Here is a 15,311-nt window from a genome sequence, read left to right as displayed (position 1 = left end):
CGGGCATGACATCCACTGGCTTCTATGCGGCCCACCTCGCCGCCCACGGGCATGGGCGTCGCGACGGTCTGTCCGCCTCATCGAGAGGAAGCAGCATGCGCACACCACAGCGTCGGATGACGCTGCTCGCCACCACCGCCGCCACCACCGCCGCCCTAGTCACCGGCGGGCTCCTGACCGCCGTCTCGGCCCAGGCGGCCGCCGGGTGCCGGGTCGCCTACTCGGTCGCCAGCCAGTGGCCGGGCGGGTTCACCGGCAACGTCACTGTCACCAACCTCGGCGACCCGGTCTCCGGGTGGACGCTGCGCTGGTCGTACGGGGCCGGCCAGCAGGTCAGCCAGGCGTGGGGCGCCACCGCCACCCAGAGCGGCGCCCAGGTCTCCGCCACAAACGTCGACTACAACGGCACCCTGGCCACCAACGGCAGCGCCTCGTTCGGGTTCAACGCGAGCTGGAACAGCTCCAGCAACCCGGACCCGACCAGCTTCACCCTGAACAACGTCGCCTGCACCGGCGGCACCACCACCCCGACCACGCCGAGCACCCCGGGCACGTCAGGCACGCCGGGAACGCCGGGCACCCCGACGACCCCGCCGATCCCGAGCGATCCACCGCCCAGCGTGCCGCCACCGACCGGTCTCGTCGGCTGGGCCACCCAGAACGGCGGCACCACCGGCGGAGGCGGCGCACCGACCACCACCGTCAGCAACGCCTCGGCGCTTACCAGCGCCCTCAACGCGAGCGGCGCCGCGGTGATCCGGGTGTCCGGCACGATCTCCTGCTCCGGCATGCTGCGGGTCCGGTCCAACAAGACCGTCCTCGGCAACTCCGGCGCGACGATCGTCGGCTGCGGACTCAACGTCAGCGGCGACCGCAACGTCATCATCCGGAACCTGACGTTCCGGGACTGGAACGACGACGCGATAAACGTGCAGGAGTCGGCCACCAACATCTGGATCGACCACAACACCTTCAGCAACGGGTACGACGGCGCGGTCGACATCAAGCGCGGGTCGGACTTCGTCACGGTGTCGTGGAACCGGGTCTTCAACCACGACAAGACCATGCTGCTCGGCCACAGCGACGACAACGGCGCCCAGGACACCGGCCACCTGCGGGTGACCTACCACCACAACTGGTTCGACGGCAGCAGGCAGCGCAACCCCCGGGTGCGCTTCGGCAACCCGGTGCACGTCTACAACAACTACTACCGGGCCAACGGCGGCTACGGCGTGGCCTCCACCGAGAACGCCGGCGTGCTCGTCGAGGGCAACTACTTCGAGAACGTCAACGACACGTACCACCTCGGCGAGGCGGACTCCGGGCCGGGCCGCCTGGTGGCCCGCAACAACCACTTCGTCAACTCGCCCGCCGGACAGACCGGCGGCAGCGTCGCCAGCATCCCGTACTCGTACCAACTGGACACCGCGAGCAACGTCAAGTCCATCGTGACGGCAGGCGCCGGCGCCGGTCGTATCACGGTCTGACCGTGGTCGGTCGGGGTCCGCCGCGCCGGCGGGCCCCGACCGGATCAGTGCGCGGCGCAGCCGCCGGTGGGCGCGGGCGCGACCGCCGGCGCGCCGATCGTGGGCAGACCGAGCAACACCCCGGGGGTACGCGGGGAGCGGCCCGCCTCGGCGGCGTCGCCGGCCCGGGTCCGCCGGTGCGACAGTGGCGCTCCGTCGGCGTTGAGGTGGTGCGGCGCGGCGTACGTGACGGTGGTCCGCACGATGTCGCCGGGCCGGATCGACCCGGCGAAGCTGCCGGCGTCGAAGTGCACGAGCCGGCCGTCACGCGCCCGGCCGGACAGCCGCCCGGTCCGCTCGTCCTTGCGGCCCTCGCCGACCGCGACAAGCACCTCGACGGCCTCCCCCACCAGGCGCTTGTTCTCCGCCCAGGAGATCTCCTCGACGCAGGCGATCAGCCGCTCGTAGCGCTCCTGCACGACCTGCTTGGGCAACTGGCCGTCCATCGTGGCGGCGGGGGTGCCGGGGCGCTTCGAGTACTGGAAGGTGAAGGCCGAGGAGAACCGGGACTCGCGCACCACGTCCAGGGTGCGCTGGAAGTCGGCCTCCGTCTCACCGGGGAAGCCGACGATGATGTCTGTGGTGATCGCCGCGTCCGGCATCGCCGTCCGGACCTTCTCGATGATCCCCAGGTAGCGCTCGGAGCGGTACGACCGGCGCATCGCCTTCAGCACGTCGTCGGAGCCGGACTGCAACGGCATGTGCAGCGAGTGGCAGACGTTCGGCGTCTCGGCCATCGCGGCGATCACGTCGTCGGTGAAGTCCTTGGGGTGCGGGCTCGTGAACCGGACCCGCTCCAACCCGTCGATCTCGCCGCAGGCGCGCAGCAGCTTGCCGAACGCGTACCGGTCACCGAACTCGACGCCGTAGGAGTTGACGTTCTGCCCGAGCAGGGTCACCTCCAGCACGCCCTCGTCGACCAGGGCGCGCACCTCGGAGAGGATGTCGCCGGGACGGCGGTCCTTCTCCTTGCCGCGCAGAGAGGGCACGATGCAGAACGTGCAGGTGTTGTTGCAGCCCACCGAGATCGAGACCCAGCCGGCGTACGTGGACTCGCGGCGGGTCGGCAGCGTGGACGGGAAGACGTCGAGCGACTCCAGGATCTCCACCTCGGCGGCCGCGTTGTGCCGGGCGCGTTCCAGCAGCACCGGCAGCGCGCCGATGTTGTGCGTGCCGAAGACGACGTCGACCCAGGGCGCCCTGCGCACGATCTCGCCGCGGTCCTTCTGCGCCAGGCAACCACCGACGGCGATCTGCATGCCCGGGTGCTTGTCCTTCACGGGGCGCAGATGACCGAGGTTGCCGTAGAGGCGGTTGTCGGCGTTCTCCCGCACCGCGCAGGTGTTGAAGACGACGATGTCCGGGGTGTCGTCGGCCTGGGGCGCACGCACGTAGCCGGCCTGTTCGAGCAGGCCGGAGATGCGCTCGGAGTCGTGCACGTTCATCTGGCAGCCGTAGGTGCGCACCTGGTAGGTGCGCGGGCTGCCCGCCGCTGCGGTAGTCATGACCAGGACAGCGTATCCGGGTCGACCGGATCGCCCCGAACCGAGGAGCACCCGACATGTGCCGAAGCATCAAGACGTTGCGGGAGCCGTTCACCCCGCAGGTGACCGACGCGGACATCGAGGCGGCGGCGTTGCAGTACGTCCGGAAGATCTCAGGCTTCCGGGCGCCCGCCGCGCACAACGCCGCCGCGTTCGAGGCCGCGGTGGCCGCCGTGACGGAGGCCACCCGCACCCTGCTCGACCAGCTGGTCGTGCGGGGTGGCGGGTCGAGCTCGGTCGCTGCGGGTCACGCCGCGGCGAGCACCGGCGCGACGGTGTCGGGCGCCCAGCGCGAACGGTGACACTGCGACCAGCCCCGACAGCCCGGATCACCGAGCGTGCACAGCCGCCGCCGGCTGAGCACCTCGCCGTCGTCGGTGTCCCGGACGTCGAAGTGCACCGGGCGGACCGTCCCGTCCGGTGCGACGAGCAGGTGCCGGCCGGCGTCGAGCGTGTCGTCGCGCAGCAGACAGTCGCGGCCCAGCAGCCGGGCCAGCGCGGCGATGCTGGCGTGCTCGGAGAGCCGGTCGGGCACCCCGTAGCAGTCGATGACAGTCGAGAACTCGCCCGGCGCCTGCCAGACGTCACACACCACCGCGTACGCCGGCAGTCGGGCCGGGTCCGCCACCGCCAGCGGCATCACCACCCGGCCGAGCGCCTCGGCCAGCGCCGGGTAGACCTCCACGGGTCGTACCCGATCGATTCTCCAGTTCCACAGCTCGGTCATTCCGCCTCCTCGCTGCGTTCGTCCCACCGGCCTCCGGATCGGGCCTTACTCACGATGGTGGGGGGCATTTGACCCCAGCCGGGGGCAAGTTACCGGTCTGTGACCATTCCGGGCAAAATTTCCCTGAGCGGCATTGCTCGGAGTAGCGGGAAGGTGACAGTTTATCGGGTATCGTGCGCCGTCCGCGTCATCGCGCCCGCGTGTCATCGCGCCGCCGTGGCCGTCAGCGCAGGACCACCAGGTGCTCGCCGCGGGGCAGCAGCTCGCCCACCACTGGCGCGCCCGGCAGCTCACCGGCGACCAGCAGACCGCCGGAGGTCTGCGCGTCGGCCAACAGCAACCGCTCACCCTCGTCCGCCGCGCCGAAATCCGTCCACGGGGTGACCCAGTCCAGGTTGCGACGGCTGCCGCCGCTGACGTACCCGTCGCGCAGCGCCTCCCGCGCTCCGGCCAGGTACGGCACCCGGGCGGTGTCGATGGCCACCGTGAGCCGGCTGGCACGGGCCAGCTTCGAGGCGTGCCCGAGCAGGCCGAAGCCTGTCACGTCGGTGCCGCACCGGATACCGGCGGCGACCGCCGCCCGCGCGGCGTCGGAGTTGAGCGCGCTCATCGTGGCGACCGCCTCCGGGAAGCTCTCGCCGGTGGCCTTGTGCCGGGTGTTGAGCACGCCCACCCCGAGCGGCTTGGTCAGCGACAGCGGCACCCCGGCCCGGCCGGCGTCCAGAGTGATCAACTCCTCCGGACGGACGGTGCCGGTGACCGCGAGGCCGTACTTCGGACCGTCGTCGTCCACGCTGTGCCCACCGGCCAGGTGACAGCCCGCCTGCCGGGCCACGTCCTGGCCGCCGCGCAGCACCTCGCGCGCCAACTCCAGCGGCAGCACGTCGCGCGGCCAGCAGAGCAGGTTGAGCGCCACCAGCGGGATGCCGCCCATCGCGTACACGTCGGAGAGCGCGTTGGCGGCGGCGATGCGCCCCCAGTCGTACGCGTCGTCGACGACCGGGGTGAAGAAGTCCGCGGTGCTGACCAGGCCCGTCCGCTCGTCCAGGCGGACCACCGCGGCGTCGTCGCCGTGGTCCAGGCCGACAAGCAGCTCCGCCGTGCCGGTGGCCGGGCCGAGACCGGCCACCATGGCCTCCAGCTCACCCGGCGGAATCTTGCAGGCGCAGCCACCGCCGCGGGCGTACTTGGTCAGGCGTACCGGTTCGGTCATGCTTCCCATCGTCGCGGGCATCCGGTGCCGCCGCCACTGTTGCGGCCCGCGCGATGACCGAAATCGGACCCTCGACACCGATCGTGACCGGTGTTACCGCTCCGTGACCAACTGAGTTGCGCTCCGCCACAGCCCGCCGCCTACAGTTGCCCAACCGGGGGTCAACCGACCCCGATCCGGGGAGACGACAGGGACGGTGGACGACGTGACGACGGGCGAACCGCTCATCGTGCTGGACGCGGTCAACAAGTGGTTCGGGCCGCTGCACGTGCTCGACGACGTCTCACTGTCGGTGGGTCGGGGCGAGGTGGTCGTGGTGATCGGCCCGTCCGGCTCCGGCAAGTCGACGCTGTGCCGCGCCATCAACCGACTGGAACCGATCAACTCCGGCACCATCACCTTCGACGGTCAGCCGCTGCCGGCCGAGGGCAAGGCCCTCGCGAGGCTGCGCAGCGAGGTGGGGATGGTCTTCCAGTCCTTCAACCTCTTCGCCCACAAGACCATCCTGGAGAACGTCACCCTCGGGCCGGTAAAGGTCCGCAGGGAGAAGCCCGCCGCGGCTCGCGAGCGCGGCCTGGCCCTGCTCGACCGGGTCGGCATCGCCAACCAGGCGGACAAGTTCCCGGCCCAGCTCTCCGGTGGCCAGCAGCAGCGGGCGGCGATCGCCCGCGCCCTGGCCATGCAGCCCAAGGCGATGCTCTTCGACGAGCCGACAAGCGCCCTCGACCCGGAGATGGTCGGCGAGGTGCTGGACGTGATGACCTCGCTGGCCCGCGACGGCATGACCATGGTCGTGGTCACCCACGAGATGGGCTTCGCCCGGCACGCCGCCAACCGGGTCATCTTCATGGCCGACGGCAAGCTCGTCGAGGACGCCTCCCCTGCGGAGTTCTTCGCCAACCCGCGCAGCGAACGCGCCAAGGACTTCCTCTCCAAGATCCTCACGCACTAGGCGTCCGTAGTGGAGCTACCACCGCACCTCGGTGGGCTCCGTCGAAGAAGGAGAAGAGTATGCGTATGAAGCGCGTGGCGGCGGTCGCCATGATGGCGTCCCTCGCCCTGTCCGCCGCAGCCTGCGGCAAGGAGGGTGAGCCGACGCCGAGCGCCGGTGGAAACGCCTCCGGTGCCGCCCAGGGAGACACCTGCAAGAGCTCCGGCGCGACCTTCACCCCGAAGACGGACGCGGCCGTCGCCGGCAGCCCGGCCTTCGAAAAGATCAAGGCGGCGGGCAAGGTCTCCGTCGGGGTCAAGTTCGACCAGCCGAACCTCGGCTACAAGGACGCCCAGGGCAAGCGGTGCGGCTTCGACATCGAGATCGCCCAGTACGTGGCCAGCACGCTCGGCGTCGACCCTTCGAAGATCGAGTACAAGGAGATCGCGTCGGCCAACCGGGAGACCGCGATCAAGGGTGGTGAGGTCGACTACTACGTCGGCACCTACTCGATCACCGACAAGCGCAAGAACGACATCTCCTTCGCCGGCCCGTACTTCATCGCCGGCCAGGACCTGCTGGTCCGCAAGGACGAGACGTCGATCACCGGCAAGGACACCATCAAGGGCAAGAAGGTCTGCTCGGCCACCGGCTCGACCCCGATCCAGAAGGTCCGCGACGAGGGTCTGACCGAGGCGAACAACATCGTCGAGTTCAAGACCTACTCGGAGTGCGTCTCGCAGCTGCTGGACAAGAAGGTCGACGCCGTCACCACCGACGACGCCATCCTCAAGGGCTACGCGGCGCAGAACCCGGACGAGCTCAAGGTCGTCGGCCAGCCGTTCAGCACCGAGAAGTACGGCATCGGCCTGCCGAAGGACGACAAGGCGCTGCGTGACTACGTGAACGACCAGATCGAGGCCGCCTTCACGAACGGCACGTGGCAGAAGATCTACGACGGCACGCTCGGCAAGTCCGGCTCGGCGGGCACCCCGCCCAAGGTCGAACGGTACTGACCGACCGGCTCGACACGAGTTGCGGTGCCGGACGGGGCTCGTCCCCGTCCGGCGCCCGCCCCAGGGACTGAGAGCGAGGCATGGGCGAGTTCTTCCGCGTACTGACGGACAACGGGCAACTGTTCGTCGACGGGTTCACCAACACCGTCAAACTCTTCCTGATCGCCGCGGTCGGCAGCCTCGTCCTCGGCACGCTGCTCGGCGCGATGCGGGTCTCCCCCGTGCCGGCCCTGCGGGCGTTCGGTGCCACGTACGTCAACCTGGTACGCAACACCCCTCTGACGCTTGTCTTCGCGTTCCTCGTCTTCGCGGTTCCGAAGCTCGACGTCAACATCGACTACTTTCCCAGCGCCGCCATCGCGCTGACCGTCTACACCTCGGCGTTCGTCTGCGAGGTGATCCGCTCCGGCGTGAACACGGTCGCGGCCGGGCAGGCCGAGGCGGCGCGTGCGCTGGGCATGACCTTCGGCCAGGTGCTCACGCTCATCGTGCTGCCGCAGGCCCTGCGGGCGATGGTCCCGCCGATGATGAGCGTGTACATCGCGATGTTGAAGAACACCACGATCGCCGCGGGGTTCTCGGTGCTGGAGGCCGGTGCGATCCCGGCGTACATGGCCGAGCGCGGTGAGCCGCAGTTCGCCGTCCTGCTCTGGATCACCATCGGCTTCCTGATCCTGATCCTGCCGCTGGTTGCCCTGCAACGGTTCCTGGAGCGCAAGTGGAGAGTGGCCCGATGAGCGCCGTCGGTGTGGTCGCGAACGGAAGGTGGCTGAGTTGAGCCAGGCGTCGATCCTCTACGACCTGCCCGGCCCGCGCGCCAGACGGCGCAACGCGATTCTGGGCGTCGCCTCCACCGTCGGCATCATCGCGCTGCTCGCCTACGTCGGCTACAAGTTCGCCGACACCGGCCAGTTCGAGGCCCGCAAGTGGGAGCAGTTCCAGTACGCCTCGGTGCAACGGGAACTGCTCGGCGGCCTGGGGGCGACGCTGAAGGCGGCCGGCATCGCCGCGGTCCTGGCGCTGCTCTTCGGCGCGGTCTTCGCCAGCGGCCGGCTGAGCGACAAGTGGATCCTGCGGGCCCCGGCGACGTTCGTGGTGGAACTGTTCCGGGCGATCCCGCTGCTGATCCTGATCTTCTTCGGCTACTACGTGCCGCTGCAGTACGGCTGGTCGATCGACAAGCTGTGGGCGCTGGTCATCGGGCTGGTGCTCTACAACGGCTCGGTGCTCGCGGAGATCTTCCGGGCCGGCATCAACGCCGTGCCGTACGGGCAGACCGAGGGCGCGTACGCGATCGGCCTGCGCAAGAACCAGGTGCTGCGGTTGATCCTGCTGCCGCAGGCCGTCCGGTCGATGCTCCCGGCGATCGTCAGCCAGCTCGTGGTGCTACTCAAGGACACCGCACTGGGTTTCATCATCACGTACCCCGAGCTGCTCTTCGTGGGTAAGCAGATCGGCGGTCGGTTGCCGTTCGGGCTGCCGTACGTGCCGACGTACCTGATCGTGGCGGCGATCTACATCGCCATCTGCGGCTCGCTGTCGGCCCTGGCCTGGTGGTTGCAGAAGCGGATGGGTCGCACACCGCGCACGGCGGCCAAGGTGCTGCCCGCCCAGGACGCCGGCGCGGACTCCGCCCGGATGATCTGAGGGCGGCGGGCCGCCGGGCGACACGGGTTCGTTGATATCGGGGTATCACCGGCGACGGGATACCCCGATATCGCTGAAAGCGTGTCGATCAAGGGCCCGCCGGGTCAGCGGGCGATCTCGGTGACCCGGGACTCGCGGACCACTGTGACCCGGATCTGACCCGGGTAGGTCAGCTCCTCCTCGATCTGCTTGGCCACGTCGCGGGCCAGCACGGCCGCCCCGATGTCGTCCACGTCGTCCGGCTTGACCATCACCCGGATCTCCCGGCCGGCCTGCATCGCGAACACCTTGTCGACACCGAGCTTCCCGGCCGCGATCTCCTCGATCCGCTCCAGCCGCTTGACGTACGCCTCCAGGCTCTCCCGACGCGCGCCCGGCCGACCGCCGGAACAGGCATCGGAGGCCTGGGTGAGCACGGCCTCGATGGTCTGCGGCGGCACCTCGTTGTGGTGCGCCTCGATGGCGTGCACCACGTCCTCGTGCTCGCCGTACTTGCGGGCCAGGTCGGCGCCGATGATGGCGTGGCTGCCCTCGACCTCGTGGGTGAGCGCCTTGCCGATGTCGTGCAGGAACGCCGACCGCTTGATGGTGGGCACGTCCAGCCGCAGCTCGGCGGCCATGATGCCGGCGATGTGCGCGGTCTCGACCAGGTGCTTGAGCACGTTCTGCCCGTACGAGGTGCGGTAGCGCAGCCGGCCCAGCAGGGTCACCAGCTCAGGGTGGATCTCGGTGATGCCGACCTCGACCAGGGCGTCCTCGGCGGCACGCAGGCAGAGCTGCTCCACCTCCTGGCGGGCCAGGTCGTAGACCTCCTCGATCCGGTGCGGGTGGATCCGCCCGTCGAGCACCAGCTTCTCCAGCGTGAGCCGGCCGACCTCCCGGCGCACCGGGTCGAAGCAGGACAGCAGCACCGCCTCGGGGGTGTCGTCGATGATCAGGTTGACCCCGGTCACCGACTCGAAGGCGCGGATGTTGCGCCCCTCCCGGCCGATGATGCGGCCCTTCATCTCGTCGCCGGGCAGGTGCAGGACGCTGACCACGCTCTCGGCGGTCTGCTCGCTGGCCACCCGCTGGATCGCGTCCACCACGATGTGTCGGGCCCGCTGCTCGGCGGTGTTGCGCGCGTCGGACTCGATGTCGCGCACCAGCAGCGCGGCCTCCCGCTTGGCGGACGTCTCGATCGCGTCGATCAACTCCAGTCGGGCCGAGTCGGCGGTGAGACCGGCCACCCGCTCCAGCTCCCGACGGCGCAACTCCTCGGCCTCGGCCAGCTCGGTCTCGCGCTGGGCGAGCGCGGACTCCCGGGCCGCGAGGGCGGCGCTCGCGGCGGTGAGCTGCCGCTCCCGCTCGGCGAACCGCTCCACCTCCTCGGTGTGCAGGCGCTCCCGCTCGTCCATCCGGGCCGCCCGGCGCTCCACCTCCGCGGCCTGCTCCCGGGTGGTGGCGGCGAGCACCGCGACCTCCCGCTCGCCGCTGCGCCGCGCGGCCGTACGGAGCTGCTCGGCGTCGGCCTCGGCCTGCTTGTGCGCCCGCTCCAGCACGGTGTCCGCCTCGGCGCGGGCGTCGTCGAGCACCCGCCGGGCCTCGGCCCGGGCCGCCTTCGCCTCGGCCTTCGCCGCCGCCGCCTCGGCATGAGCCGCGGAGGCGGCGGACTTCGCCACGTCGATCGTGCTGTTCGCCTGGTCGGCGGCGTTGCGCAGGGCGGCCAGGGACTGCTCCTGACGGTCCTTCTCCGCGATGAAGGCGGGATCCTCCGGGGCCGGCGCCGTGCCCATCCGGCGCATCGTCCGGATGCCGATCAGCACCGCCCCGACCACGACCACCGCGAGGATCAGGACGGCCGCGAGGAGCACGACGTCGAGGGCGTTCATGCCGGGACCCCGTGAGGTCTACCGGTGAACCTGTGCCGCCGCGCCGCCATGGCCGCCTCCCCTGAACGTCGAGACCGCAGCGACTGTGCCCGAGGCACACTCCTGCGGCTGTGGACGCCCGACCGGAGCGGCTGGCCGTGGATAGCTCTCTCCGCCGGCGGTGCCCTCGGGCATCGTCGGCGACCGGGTGCAGTTGTCGCGGAGCGCCGGACCGGCCAGTCCGGAACTGCCGCCAAAGGCCGCGGAGTCGGCCAAAGTGATGCTGTTCTGTTACGAGATCTATGTTGTGCGCTTAGCCTGCGCTGGTCGGGCAATGTGAGCCTGTATGGCGAGGCTAGGTCGCCAAGGGCGGTCTGGTCAAGGACTCATGATCAAACCCCCCGAACGGAGCGAAGTTGTAGCGTCACCCAAAGCTGATGTCGTTGCGGACACCGAGGGACAAACGCGGCGAGCTGACGGGCCTCGATCCGGATGTCGTACCTGTTCAGCGACGAGGACACCATCCGCCGAGCCGGCTGTGTGACAACAGCGACCCCATCGACCACAACCGGCCGCACCGGACCAACTCGTGCCAGACCCACACTCCACCTTCACGTACAACGGAGCGCGGTCCGGGACGGCTGGGCGATTGTCGACGTTCTGAGCCGCCCGTACGGTCCATGCATGATGCGGAAGATGCTCCTGTTCGGCGTGGTGCTGGTGCTGTCGTTCAGCGTCGTGGTGATCCTCGCCCGCCGGGGCGTGAACAACGGTCCGGCTGCACGGTCGGGCAGTACGACCGCACTCGAACCGGGTGAGCGGACCGGCACCGTCGACGGCAGGGTGAGCTTCACCGCACCCAGGGGCTGGACGACAGGCCCCTGCCCTCCGCGCGAAGACCCGGGTTGCGCCCAGATCTCGCCCAGGGGAGCGACCGAGGGTGACACCGTCACGGTGCTGACGTCACCGGCCAACTCGGTGGAGGGATCACCGATGGATCTGCTGCTGATCGACGACCCCGCCATCATGCCGCCGAATCCATCGATGGAACGCCTGACCCTGGACGGCGCGAAGGCTGTCCGGATGAACCTCTCCGAACTTGCCCCCGGACCCCTGCCGAGCACCGCGACGCTGCCGGGTGTCGAAGACGTGATGGTCTACGGCGTCGTACCGGGCAGCACCGACACGTTCATGGTCGACTGTCGCCACGATCGTCTGGTGGCGGAGATGCGGGCCGGGTGCGACCTGATCGTGAAGAGCCTGCGCTTCCCCCGCTGACGCGACGTCGGCGGCTCACTGGGCACCGGCTGCCAGCGCCGCGGTGACCAACGCGGCGTTTGTGGGCGCCGATGTGCCGTCGGGCAGCAGCAGGGTGTCCTCCAGACCGATCCGGGTGTGCAGGCCACGGCCGACCGCCTCGGCGAGCACCGCCCAGGTCGCCGGCCCCTCGGAGTGCAGCAGCACCGGTGCGACGCCGGACGGCGGCAGCGCGGCGAGGATCCGTGCCGCATCGGCCAACGCGACAGGTGCCTCCTCGGCCATGCACTCGACGAGGATCCGGCCGACCGGCACCCGCCAGGACCTGTACGCCTCGACGGCGTCGAGTGTCCAGACCCCCACCTCGACGAGCACGCCGCGCTCGTGCAGCGCGGCGGCGACCCCCTCGGCACCGGGCTCGTGCGCGTTGACCGAGGCGAAGTCGGGCAGCACCGACCAGGACCGGACGGCGGCCACCCGGGCGGCCGGATCCGGCTCGATCCAGGCGCCGGTGCTCACCCCCACCGGCAGCCCCGGACTGGCCGCACGGATCGCGGTCAGCGCGTCGGCGATCACCGCCGGGCGCAGCGACTCGACGCCGCCCGCGTCCCGGGGATGGACGTGCACTGCCGCGACGCCCAGCGCGGCGCAGCGGGACGCGTCGGCGGCCAGCTCCGTCGGGGTCACCGGCACGGCCGGATGGGCCGCACGGCTGCGCTGGCCGTTCAGACACGCCTTCAGCATCGGGTCACTCCCCACCGCACCCAGCACGTCACTCAGTCGAGCGGACGGCTGTCGCGCTCCAGATCGCCCTCGGCGTCGGCGAGCGCGTCCGCATCGATCTGCTCGGCGAACTCGGCCGCCTCGGCGCTCTGCGCGGCGAGCGCGTCCTTCACCGCGCGGATGGCCACGCCGGGCGGGTAGCCCTTGCGGGCCAGCATCCCGACCAGGCGGCGGAAGACGGCGTCGGGCTCACCCCGGGCGGTACGCAGTTTGCGGTCCACCAGAGCGCGCGCGGTCGCCGCCTCGGTCTCCTCGTCCAGCTCGCCCAGCGCCTCGGTGGCCACCTCGCCGTCGACGCCCTTGCGGCGCAGCTCGTTGGCGAGCGCCCGGCGGGCCAGGCCCCGACCGGTGTGCCGGCTGGACACCCAGGCGCGGGCGAACGCGGCGTCGTCGATGATGCCGACCTCGTCGTAGCGGTCGAGCACCTCGGCCGAGACCTCTTCGGAGATGCCCCGCTTGGCCAACGCGTCGGCCAGCTCGGCCCGGGTGCGGGGCCGGACGGCGAGCTGGCGCAGGCAGATCTCGCGAGCCACCTCCGACTCGTCGCGAGGCGGCGACTCCGGCTTGTCGACCTGCTGCTCGGCCCGACCGCCCCGGCGAGGGCGGGGCGGGTCACTGGCGTCGCCCGTACGAGGCGGACTGGCATCCCAGCCCCGCCCCGTACGGGCGCGTCGTCCTGCCACTGGTCAGCGACCGATCAGAAGTCGACAGGCGGTAGCTCCGGGCCACCGGCGGCGTCACCCGCGCCGACCCCGACGCCGAGCTTCTCCAGGATCTTCTTCTCGATCTCGGCGGCCACGTCCGGGTTCTCCTTCAGGAACTCCCGGGCCTTCTCCTTGCCCTGGCCGAGCTGGTCGCCGTCGTACGTGTACCACGCTCCGGACTTGCGGATGATCGCCTGCTCCACGCCGACGTCGATGAGCGAGCCCTCACGCGAGATGCCCTTGCCGTACATGATGTCGAACTCGGCCTGCTTGAACGGCGCGGCCACCTTGTTCTTCACGACCTTGACCCGGGTGCGGTTACCGACCACGTCGGTGCCGTCCTTGAGGCTCTCGATGCGTCGCACGTCGAGCCGGACCGAGGCGTAGAACTTCAGCGCCCGACCACCGGTGGTGGTCTCCGGGCTGCCGAACATGACGCCGATCTTTTCCCGCAGCTGGTTGATGAAGATCGCCGTGGTGCCGGTGTTGCTGAGCACACCGGTGATCTTCCGGAGTGCCTGGCTCATCAGCCGGGCCTGGAGGCCCACGTGGCTGTCGCCCATCTCGCCCTCGATCTCGGCGCGCGGCACCAGGGCCGCCACCGAGTCGATCACGATGATGTCCAGAGCGCCGGAGCGGATCAGCATGTCCGCGATCTCCAGCGCCTGCTCGCCCGTGTCCGGCTGCGAGACCAGCATGGCGTCGGTGTCGACGCCCAGGGCCTTCGCGTACTCCGGGTCGAGCGCGTGCTCGGCGTCGATGAAGGCGGCGATGCCGCCGTTGCGCTGGGCGTTGGCCACCGCGTGCAGAGCCACCGTGGTCTTACCGCTGGACTCCGGGCCGTAGATCTCGACCACCCGGCCACGGGGCAGACCACCGATGCCGAGGGCCACGTCGAGCGCGATGGAGCCGGTCGGAATGATCGCGGTCTGGACAACCGGCCGGTCACCCAGTCGCATCACCGAGCCCTTGCCGAATTGCTTGTCAATCTGAGCGAGAGCAAGGTCGAGTGCCTTCTCCCGGTCAGGCCCTGCTGCCATGGTTGCCACCCCTGCCTTCGCCGGCGTCTTTGCTGAGCTTCGCGTCACGCGGACACGCTAGGCGCTGGGTCCGACAGAAAACCAGCCGACGGGCCGCGAGCTGTGGACGAGCACCCCGCTGTGGACAATAGCCGAACAGGTGTACGACTCGACAAGCGACACGCGGAACCGGCGAAAAGGCTGCTCAGCGTAGTCGGGCGGGCACGCGGTCGGGATACGCGGCGCAGACCGCCCGCCACACCACGTGCGTCTGCTCCCCCGACGACAGCGCCTGCTCGATGGTCCGCCCATGGAGCTGGGACAGCACCTGGTCGCGGGCGATGCTGGCCGCGTAGCCCGGCCCGAACGCCTCCTCCAGCCGCGCCCAGAAGTCGGTCAGCCGCACGTGATCAATCCTCCTCGCCCGGTGCCCCCGTCGGCACCGGGCGCAACGCTAGCGCCACCAGGGGCACGGTCGCGACCGCCGCGAGCAGGGTGAGCACCGGATAACCGGCGAGCTGCATGACAAACCCGCTGAGCACCGCGGCGCCGGCCCCCGCCAACCCCATGATCAGATCGGAGAATCCCTGGACACTCGGCCGCACACCGGCCGACACCGACTCGGAGAGCAACGTCGAGCCGGCCACCATCGTCCCCGACCAGCCCAGCCCGAGCAGGACCAGGCCGACCGAGAGCCGGGGCGTGTGGTGCCCGGCGGTGCCGGCGACCGCGCAGGCGGCCAGCAGCAGCCCGACCCCGCCGAGGATCACCGCCCGCCGGCCGAGCCGGTCGGTGAGCCAGCCGACCACCGGGGAGAACGCGTACATGCCGGCGATGTGCAGGCTCAACACGATCCCGACCAGCCGCAGCACGTCGGCGTCGGCGTGCGACTCACCGAGCCGGACCGGGGTCATCGCCATCACCGCCACCATCACCAGGTGACCGATCGCCACGGCGGCGATGCCGAGTCGGGCGGCGGGCTGTCCGCGTACCACCGACCAGGCCAGCCGCATCCCTGCGGTGCGCGGCGGGCGCACACCGACCGGCGCGGTCGCCGGCCCGGCCCCGCCGCCCGTCGGCGCCTCGGCGGCCAC

16 protein-coding genes are annotated in these 15,311 nt (G+C 70.5%); 7 read left to right on the top strand and 9 right to left on the bottom strand.

Annotated features, from left to right (window positions below; translation table 11 throughout):
• The first annotated feature begins 95 nt into the window (after window positions 1–95).
• The gene (locus MILUP08_RS36595) at window positions 96–1,487 is read left to right on the top strand and encodes a pectate lyase family protein (RefSeq protein ID WP_007456826.1); all 1,392 of its coding nucleotides are present in this window, start codon (window positions 96–98) and stop codon (window positions 1,485–1,487) included.
• Window positions 1,488–1,531: 44 nt separating this feature from the next.
• Here the strand turns inward: MILUP08_RS36595 and miaB are convergent, their stop codons facing one another.
• Window positions 1,532–3,031, bottom strand: coding sequence for a tRNA (N6-isopentenyl adenosine(37)-C2)-methylthiotransferase MiaB (gene miaB / locus MILUP08_RS08995; RefSeq protein ID WP_007456825.1), 1,500 nt, complete (start codon window positions 3,029–3,031; stop codon window positions 1,532–1,534).
• Between the two features lie 56 nt (window positions 3,032–3,087).
• On the opposite strand from miaB, the gene MILUP08_RS08990 reads away from it, so the two are divergent.
• Complete coding sequence (locus tag MILUP08_RS08990) at window positions 3,088–3,372, top strand: DUF2277 family protein (RefSeq protein WP_007456822.1); 285 nt, start codon at window positions 3,088–3,090, stop codon at window positions 3,370–3,372.
• Here the strand turns inward: MILUP08_RS08990 and MILUP08_RS08985 are convergent.
• Window positions 3,318–3,797 carry a hypothetical protein gene (locus MILUP08_RS08985; protein ID WP_007456820.1) on the bottom strand — a complete coding sequence of 160 codons (480 nt, stop codon included), beginning with the start codon at window positions 3,795–3,797 and terminating at the stop codon, window positions 3,318–3,320. The two genes, MILUP08_RS08990 and MILUP08_RS08985, sit on opposite strands and share 55 nt — an antisense overlap.
• A 223-nt stretch (window positions 3,798–4,020) precedes the next feature.
• Entirely contained in the window at window positions 4,021–5,010 is a 990-nt protein-coding gene (gene selD / locus MILUP08_RS08980; RefSeq protein WP_039905673.1) for a selenide, water dikinase SelD, read from the bottom strand.
• 196 nt (window positions 5,011–5,206) lie between these two features.
• Here selD and MILUP08_RS08975 point away from each other — a divergent pair, with 196 nt between their 5' ends.
• From MILUP08_RS08975 to MILUP08_RS08960, 4 genes are all read left to right on the top strand, one after another.
• Window positions 5,207–5,962, top strand: a complete 756-nt coding sequence (locus MILUP08_RS08975; RefSeq protein WP_039905672.1) for an amino acid ABC transporter ATP-binding protein — start codon at window positions 5,207–5,209, stop codon at window positions 5,960–5,962.
• 59 nt (window positions 5,963–6,021) lie between these two features.
• On the top strand, window positions 6,022–6,957 hold the full coding sequence (locus MILUP08_RS08970; RefSeq protein WP_007456814.1) for a glutamate ABC transporter substrate-binding protein: 936 nt from the start codon (window positions 6,022–6,024) through the stop codon (window positions 6,955–6,957).
• Between the two features lie 80 nt (window positions 6,958–7,037).
• Window positions 7,038–7,694 carry an amino acid ABC transporter permease gene (locus tag MILUP08_RS08965; RefSeq protein ID WP_007456813.1) on the top strand — a complete coding sequence of 219 codons (657 nt, stop codon included), beginning with the start codon at window positions 7,038–7,040 and terminating at the stop codon, window positions 7,692–7,694.
• A 37-nt stretch (window positions 7,695–7,731) separates the two neighbouring features.
• Window positions 7,732–8,604, top strand: coding sequence for an amino acid ABC transporter permease (locus MILUP08_RS08960; protein ID WP_007456811.1), 873 nt, complete (start codon window positions 7,732–7,734; stop codon window positions 8,602–8,604).
• A 104-nt stretch (window positions 8,605–8,708) separates the two neighbouring features.
• Here MILUP08_RS08960 and rny read toward each other — a convergent pair whose 3' ends face one another.
• Window positions 8,709–10,475 carry a ribonuclease Y gene (rny, locus tag MILUP08_RS08955; RefSeq protein ID WP_007456809.1) on the bottom strand — a complete coding sequence of 589 codons (1,767 nt, stop codon included), beginning with the start codon at window positions 10,473–10,475 and terminating at the stop codon, window positions 8,709–8,711.
• A gap of 663 nt (window positions 10,476–11,138) precedes the next feature.
• Here rny and MILUP08_RS08950 point away from each other — a divergent pair.
• Window positions 11,139–11,732, top strand: coding sequence for a hypothetical protein (locus MILUP08_RS08950; protein ID WP_007456807.1), 594 nt, complete (start codon window positions 11,139–11,141; stop codon window positions 11,730–11,732).
• Window positions 11,733–11,747: 15 nt separating this feature from the next.
• On the opposite strand, the gene MILUP08_RS08945 is transcribed toward MILUP08_RS08950, so the two are convergent.
• From MILUP08_RS08945 to MILUP08_RS08925, 5 genes are all read right to left on the bottom strand, one after another.
• Entirely contained in the window at window positions 11,748–12,455 is a 708-nt protein-coding gene (locus MILUP08_RS08945) for a 3-keto-5-aminohexanoate cleavage protein (RefSeq protein WP_007456805.1), read from the bottom strand.
• 32 nt (window positions 12,456–12,487) lie between these two features.
• Window positions 12,488–13,177 (bottom strand): regulatory protein RecX, encoded by a 690-nt coding sequence (locus MILUP08_RS08940; RefSeq protein WP_007456803.1) that lies wholly within the window; start codon window positions 13,175–13,177, stop codon window positions 12,488–12,490.
• Between the two features lie 14 nt (window positions 13,178–13,191).
• Window positions 13,192–14,238, bottom strand: coding sequence for a recombinase RecA (recA, locus tag MILUP08_RS08935; protein ID WP_007456801.1), 1,047 nt, complete (start codon window positions 14,236–14,238; stop codon window positions 13,192–13,194).
• Between the two features lie 184 nt (window positions 14,239–14,422).
• Window positions 14,423–14,623, bottom strand: coding sequence for a DUF3046 domain-containing protein (locus MILUP08_RS08930; protein WP_007456799.1), 201 nt, complete (start codon window positions 14,621–14,623; stop codon window positions 14,423–14,425).
• 4 nt (window positions 14,624–14,627) lie between these two features.
• A partial coding sequence (locus MILUP08_RS08925) for an MFS transporter (protein ID WP_144056887.1) occupies window positions 14,628–15,311 on the bottom strand: 684 nt, incomplete at its 5' end.

The organism is Micromonospora lupini str. Lupac 08 (assembly GCF_000297395.2).
GTDB lineage: Bacteria > Actinomycetota > Actinomycetes > Mycobacteriales > Micromonosporaceae > Micromonospora > Micromonospora lupini.
The sequence above is the reverse complement of the archived record's forward strand: the minus strand, read 5'-3'. Positions and strand labels throughout refer to the sequence as shown.

Bases quoted from the DNA above. Each gene is read 5' to 3' on its own strand.
- MILUP08_RS36595 (WP_007456826.1), top strand. From the start codon at position 96: ATGCGCACACCACAGCGTCGGATGACGCTGCTCGCCACCACCGCCGCC.
- miaB (WP_007456825.1), bottom strand. From the start codon at position 3,031: ATGACTACCGCAGCGGCGGGCAGCCCGCGCACCTACCAGGTGCGCACC.
- MILUP08_RS08990 (WP_007456822.1), top strand. From the start codon at position 3,088: ATGTGCCGAAGCATCAAGACGTTGCGGGAGCCGTTCACCCCGCAGGTG.
- MILUP08_RS08985 (WP_007456820.1), bottom strand. From the start codon at position 3,797: ATGACCGAGCTGTGGAACTGGAGAATCGATCGGGTACGACCCGTGGAG.
- selD (WP_039905673.1), bottom strand. From the start codon at position 5,010: ATGACCGAACCGGTACGCCTGACCAAGTACGCCCGCGGCGGTGGCTGC.
- MILUP08_RS08970 (WP_007456814.1), top strand. From the start codon at position 6,022: ATGCGTATGAAGCGCGTGGCGGCGGTCGCCATGATGGCGTCCCTCGCC.
- MILUP08_RS08965 (WP_007456813.1), top strand. From the start codon at position 7,038: ATGGGCGAGTTCTTCCGCGTACTGACGGACAACGGGCAACTGTTCGTC.
- rny (WP_007456809.1), bottom strand. From the start codon at position 10,475: ATGAACGCCCTCGACGTCGTGCTCCTCGCGGCCGTCCTGATCCTCGCG.
- MILUP08_RS08950 (WP_007456807.1), top strand. From the start codon at position 11,139: ATGATGCGGAAGATGCTCCTGTTCGGCGTGGTGCTGGTGCTGTCGTTC.
- MILUP08_RS08945 (WP_007456805.1), bottom strand. From the start codon at position 12,455: ATGCTGAAGGCGTGTCTGAACGGCCAGCGCAGCCGTGCGGCCCATCCG.
- recA (WP_007456801.1), bottom strand. From the start codon at position 14,238: ATGGCAGCAGGGCCTGACCGGGAGAAGGCACTCGACCTTGCTCTCGCT.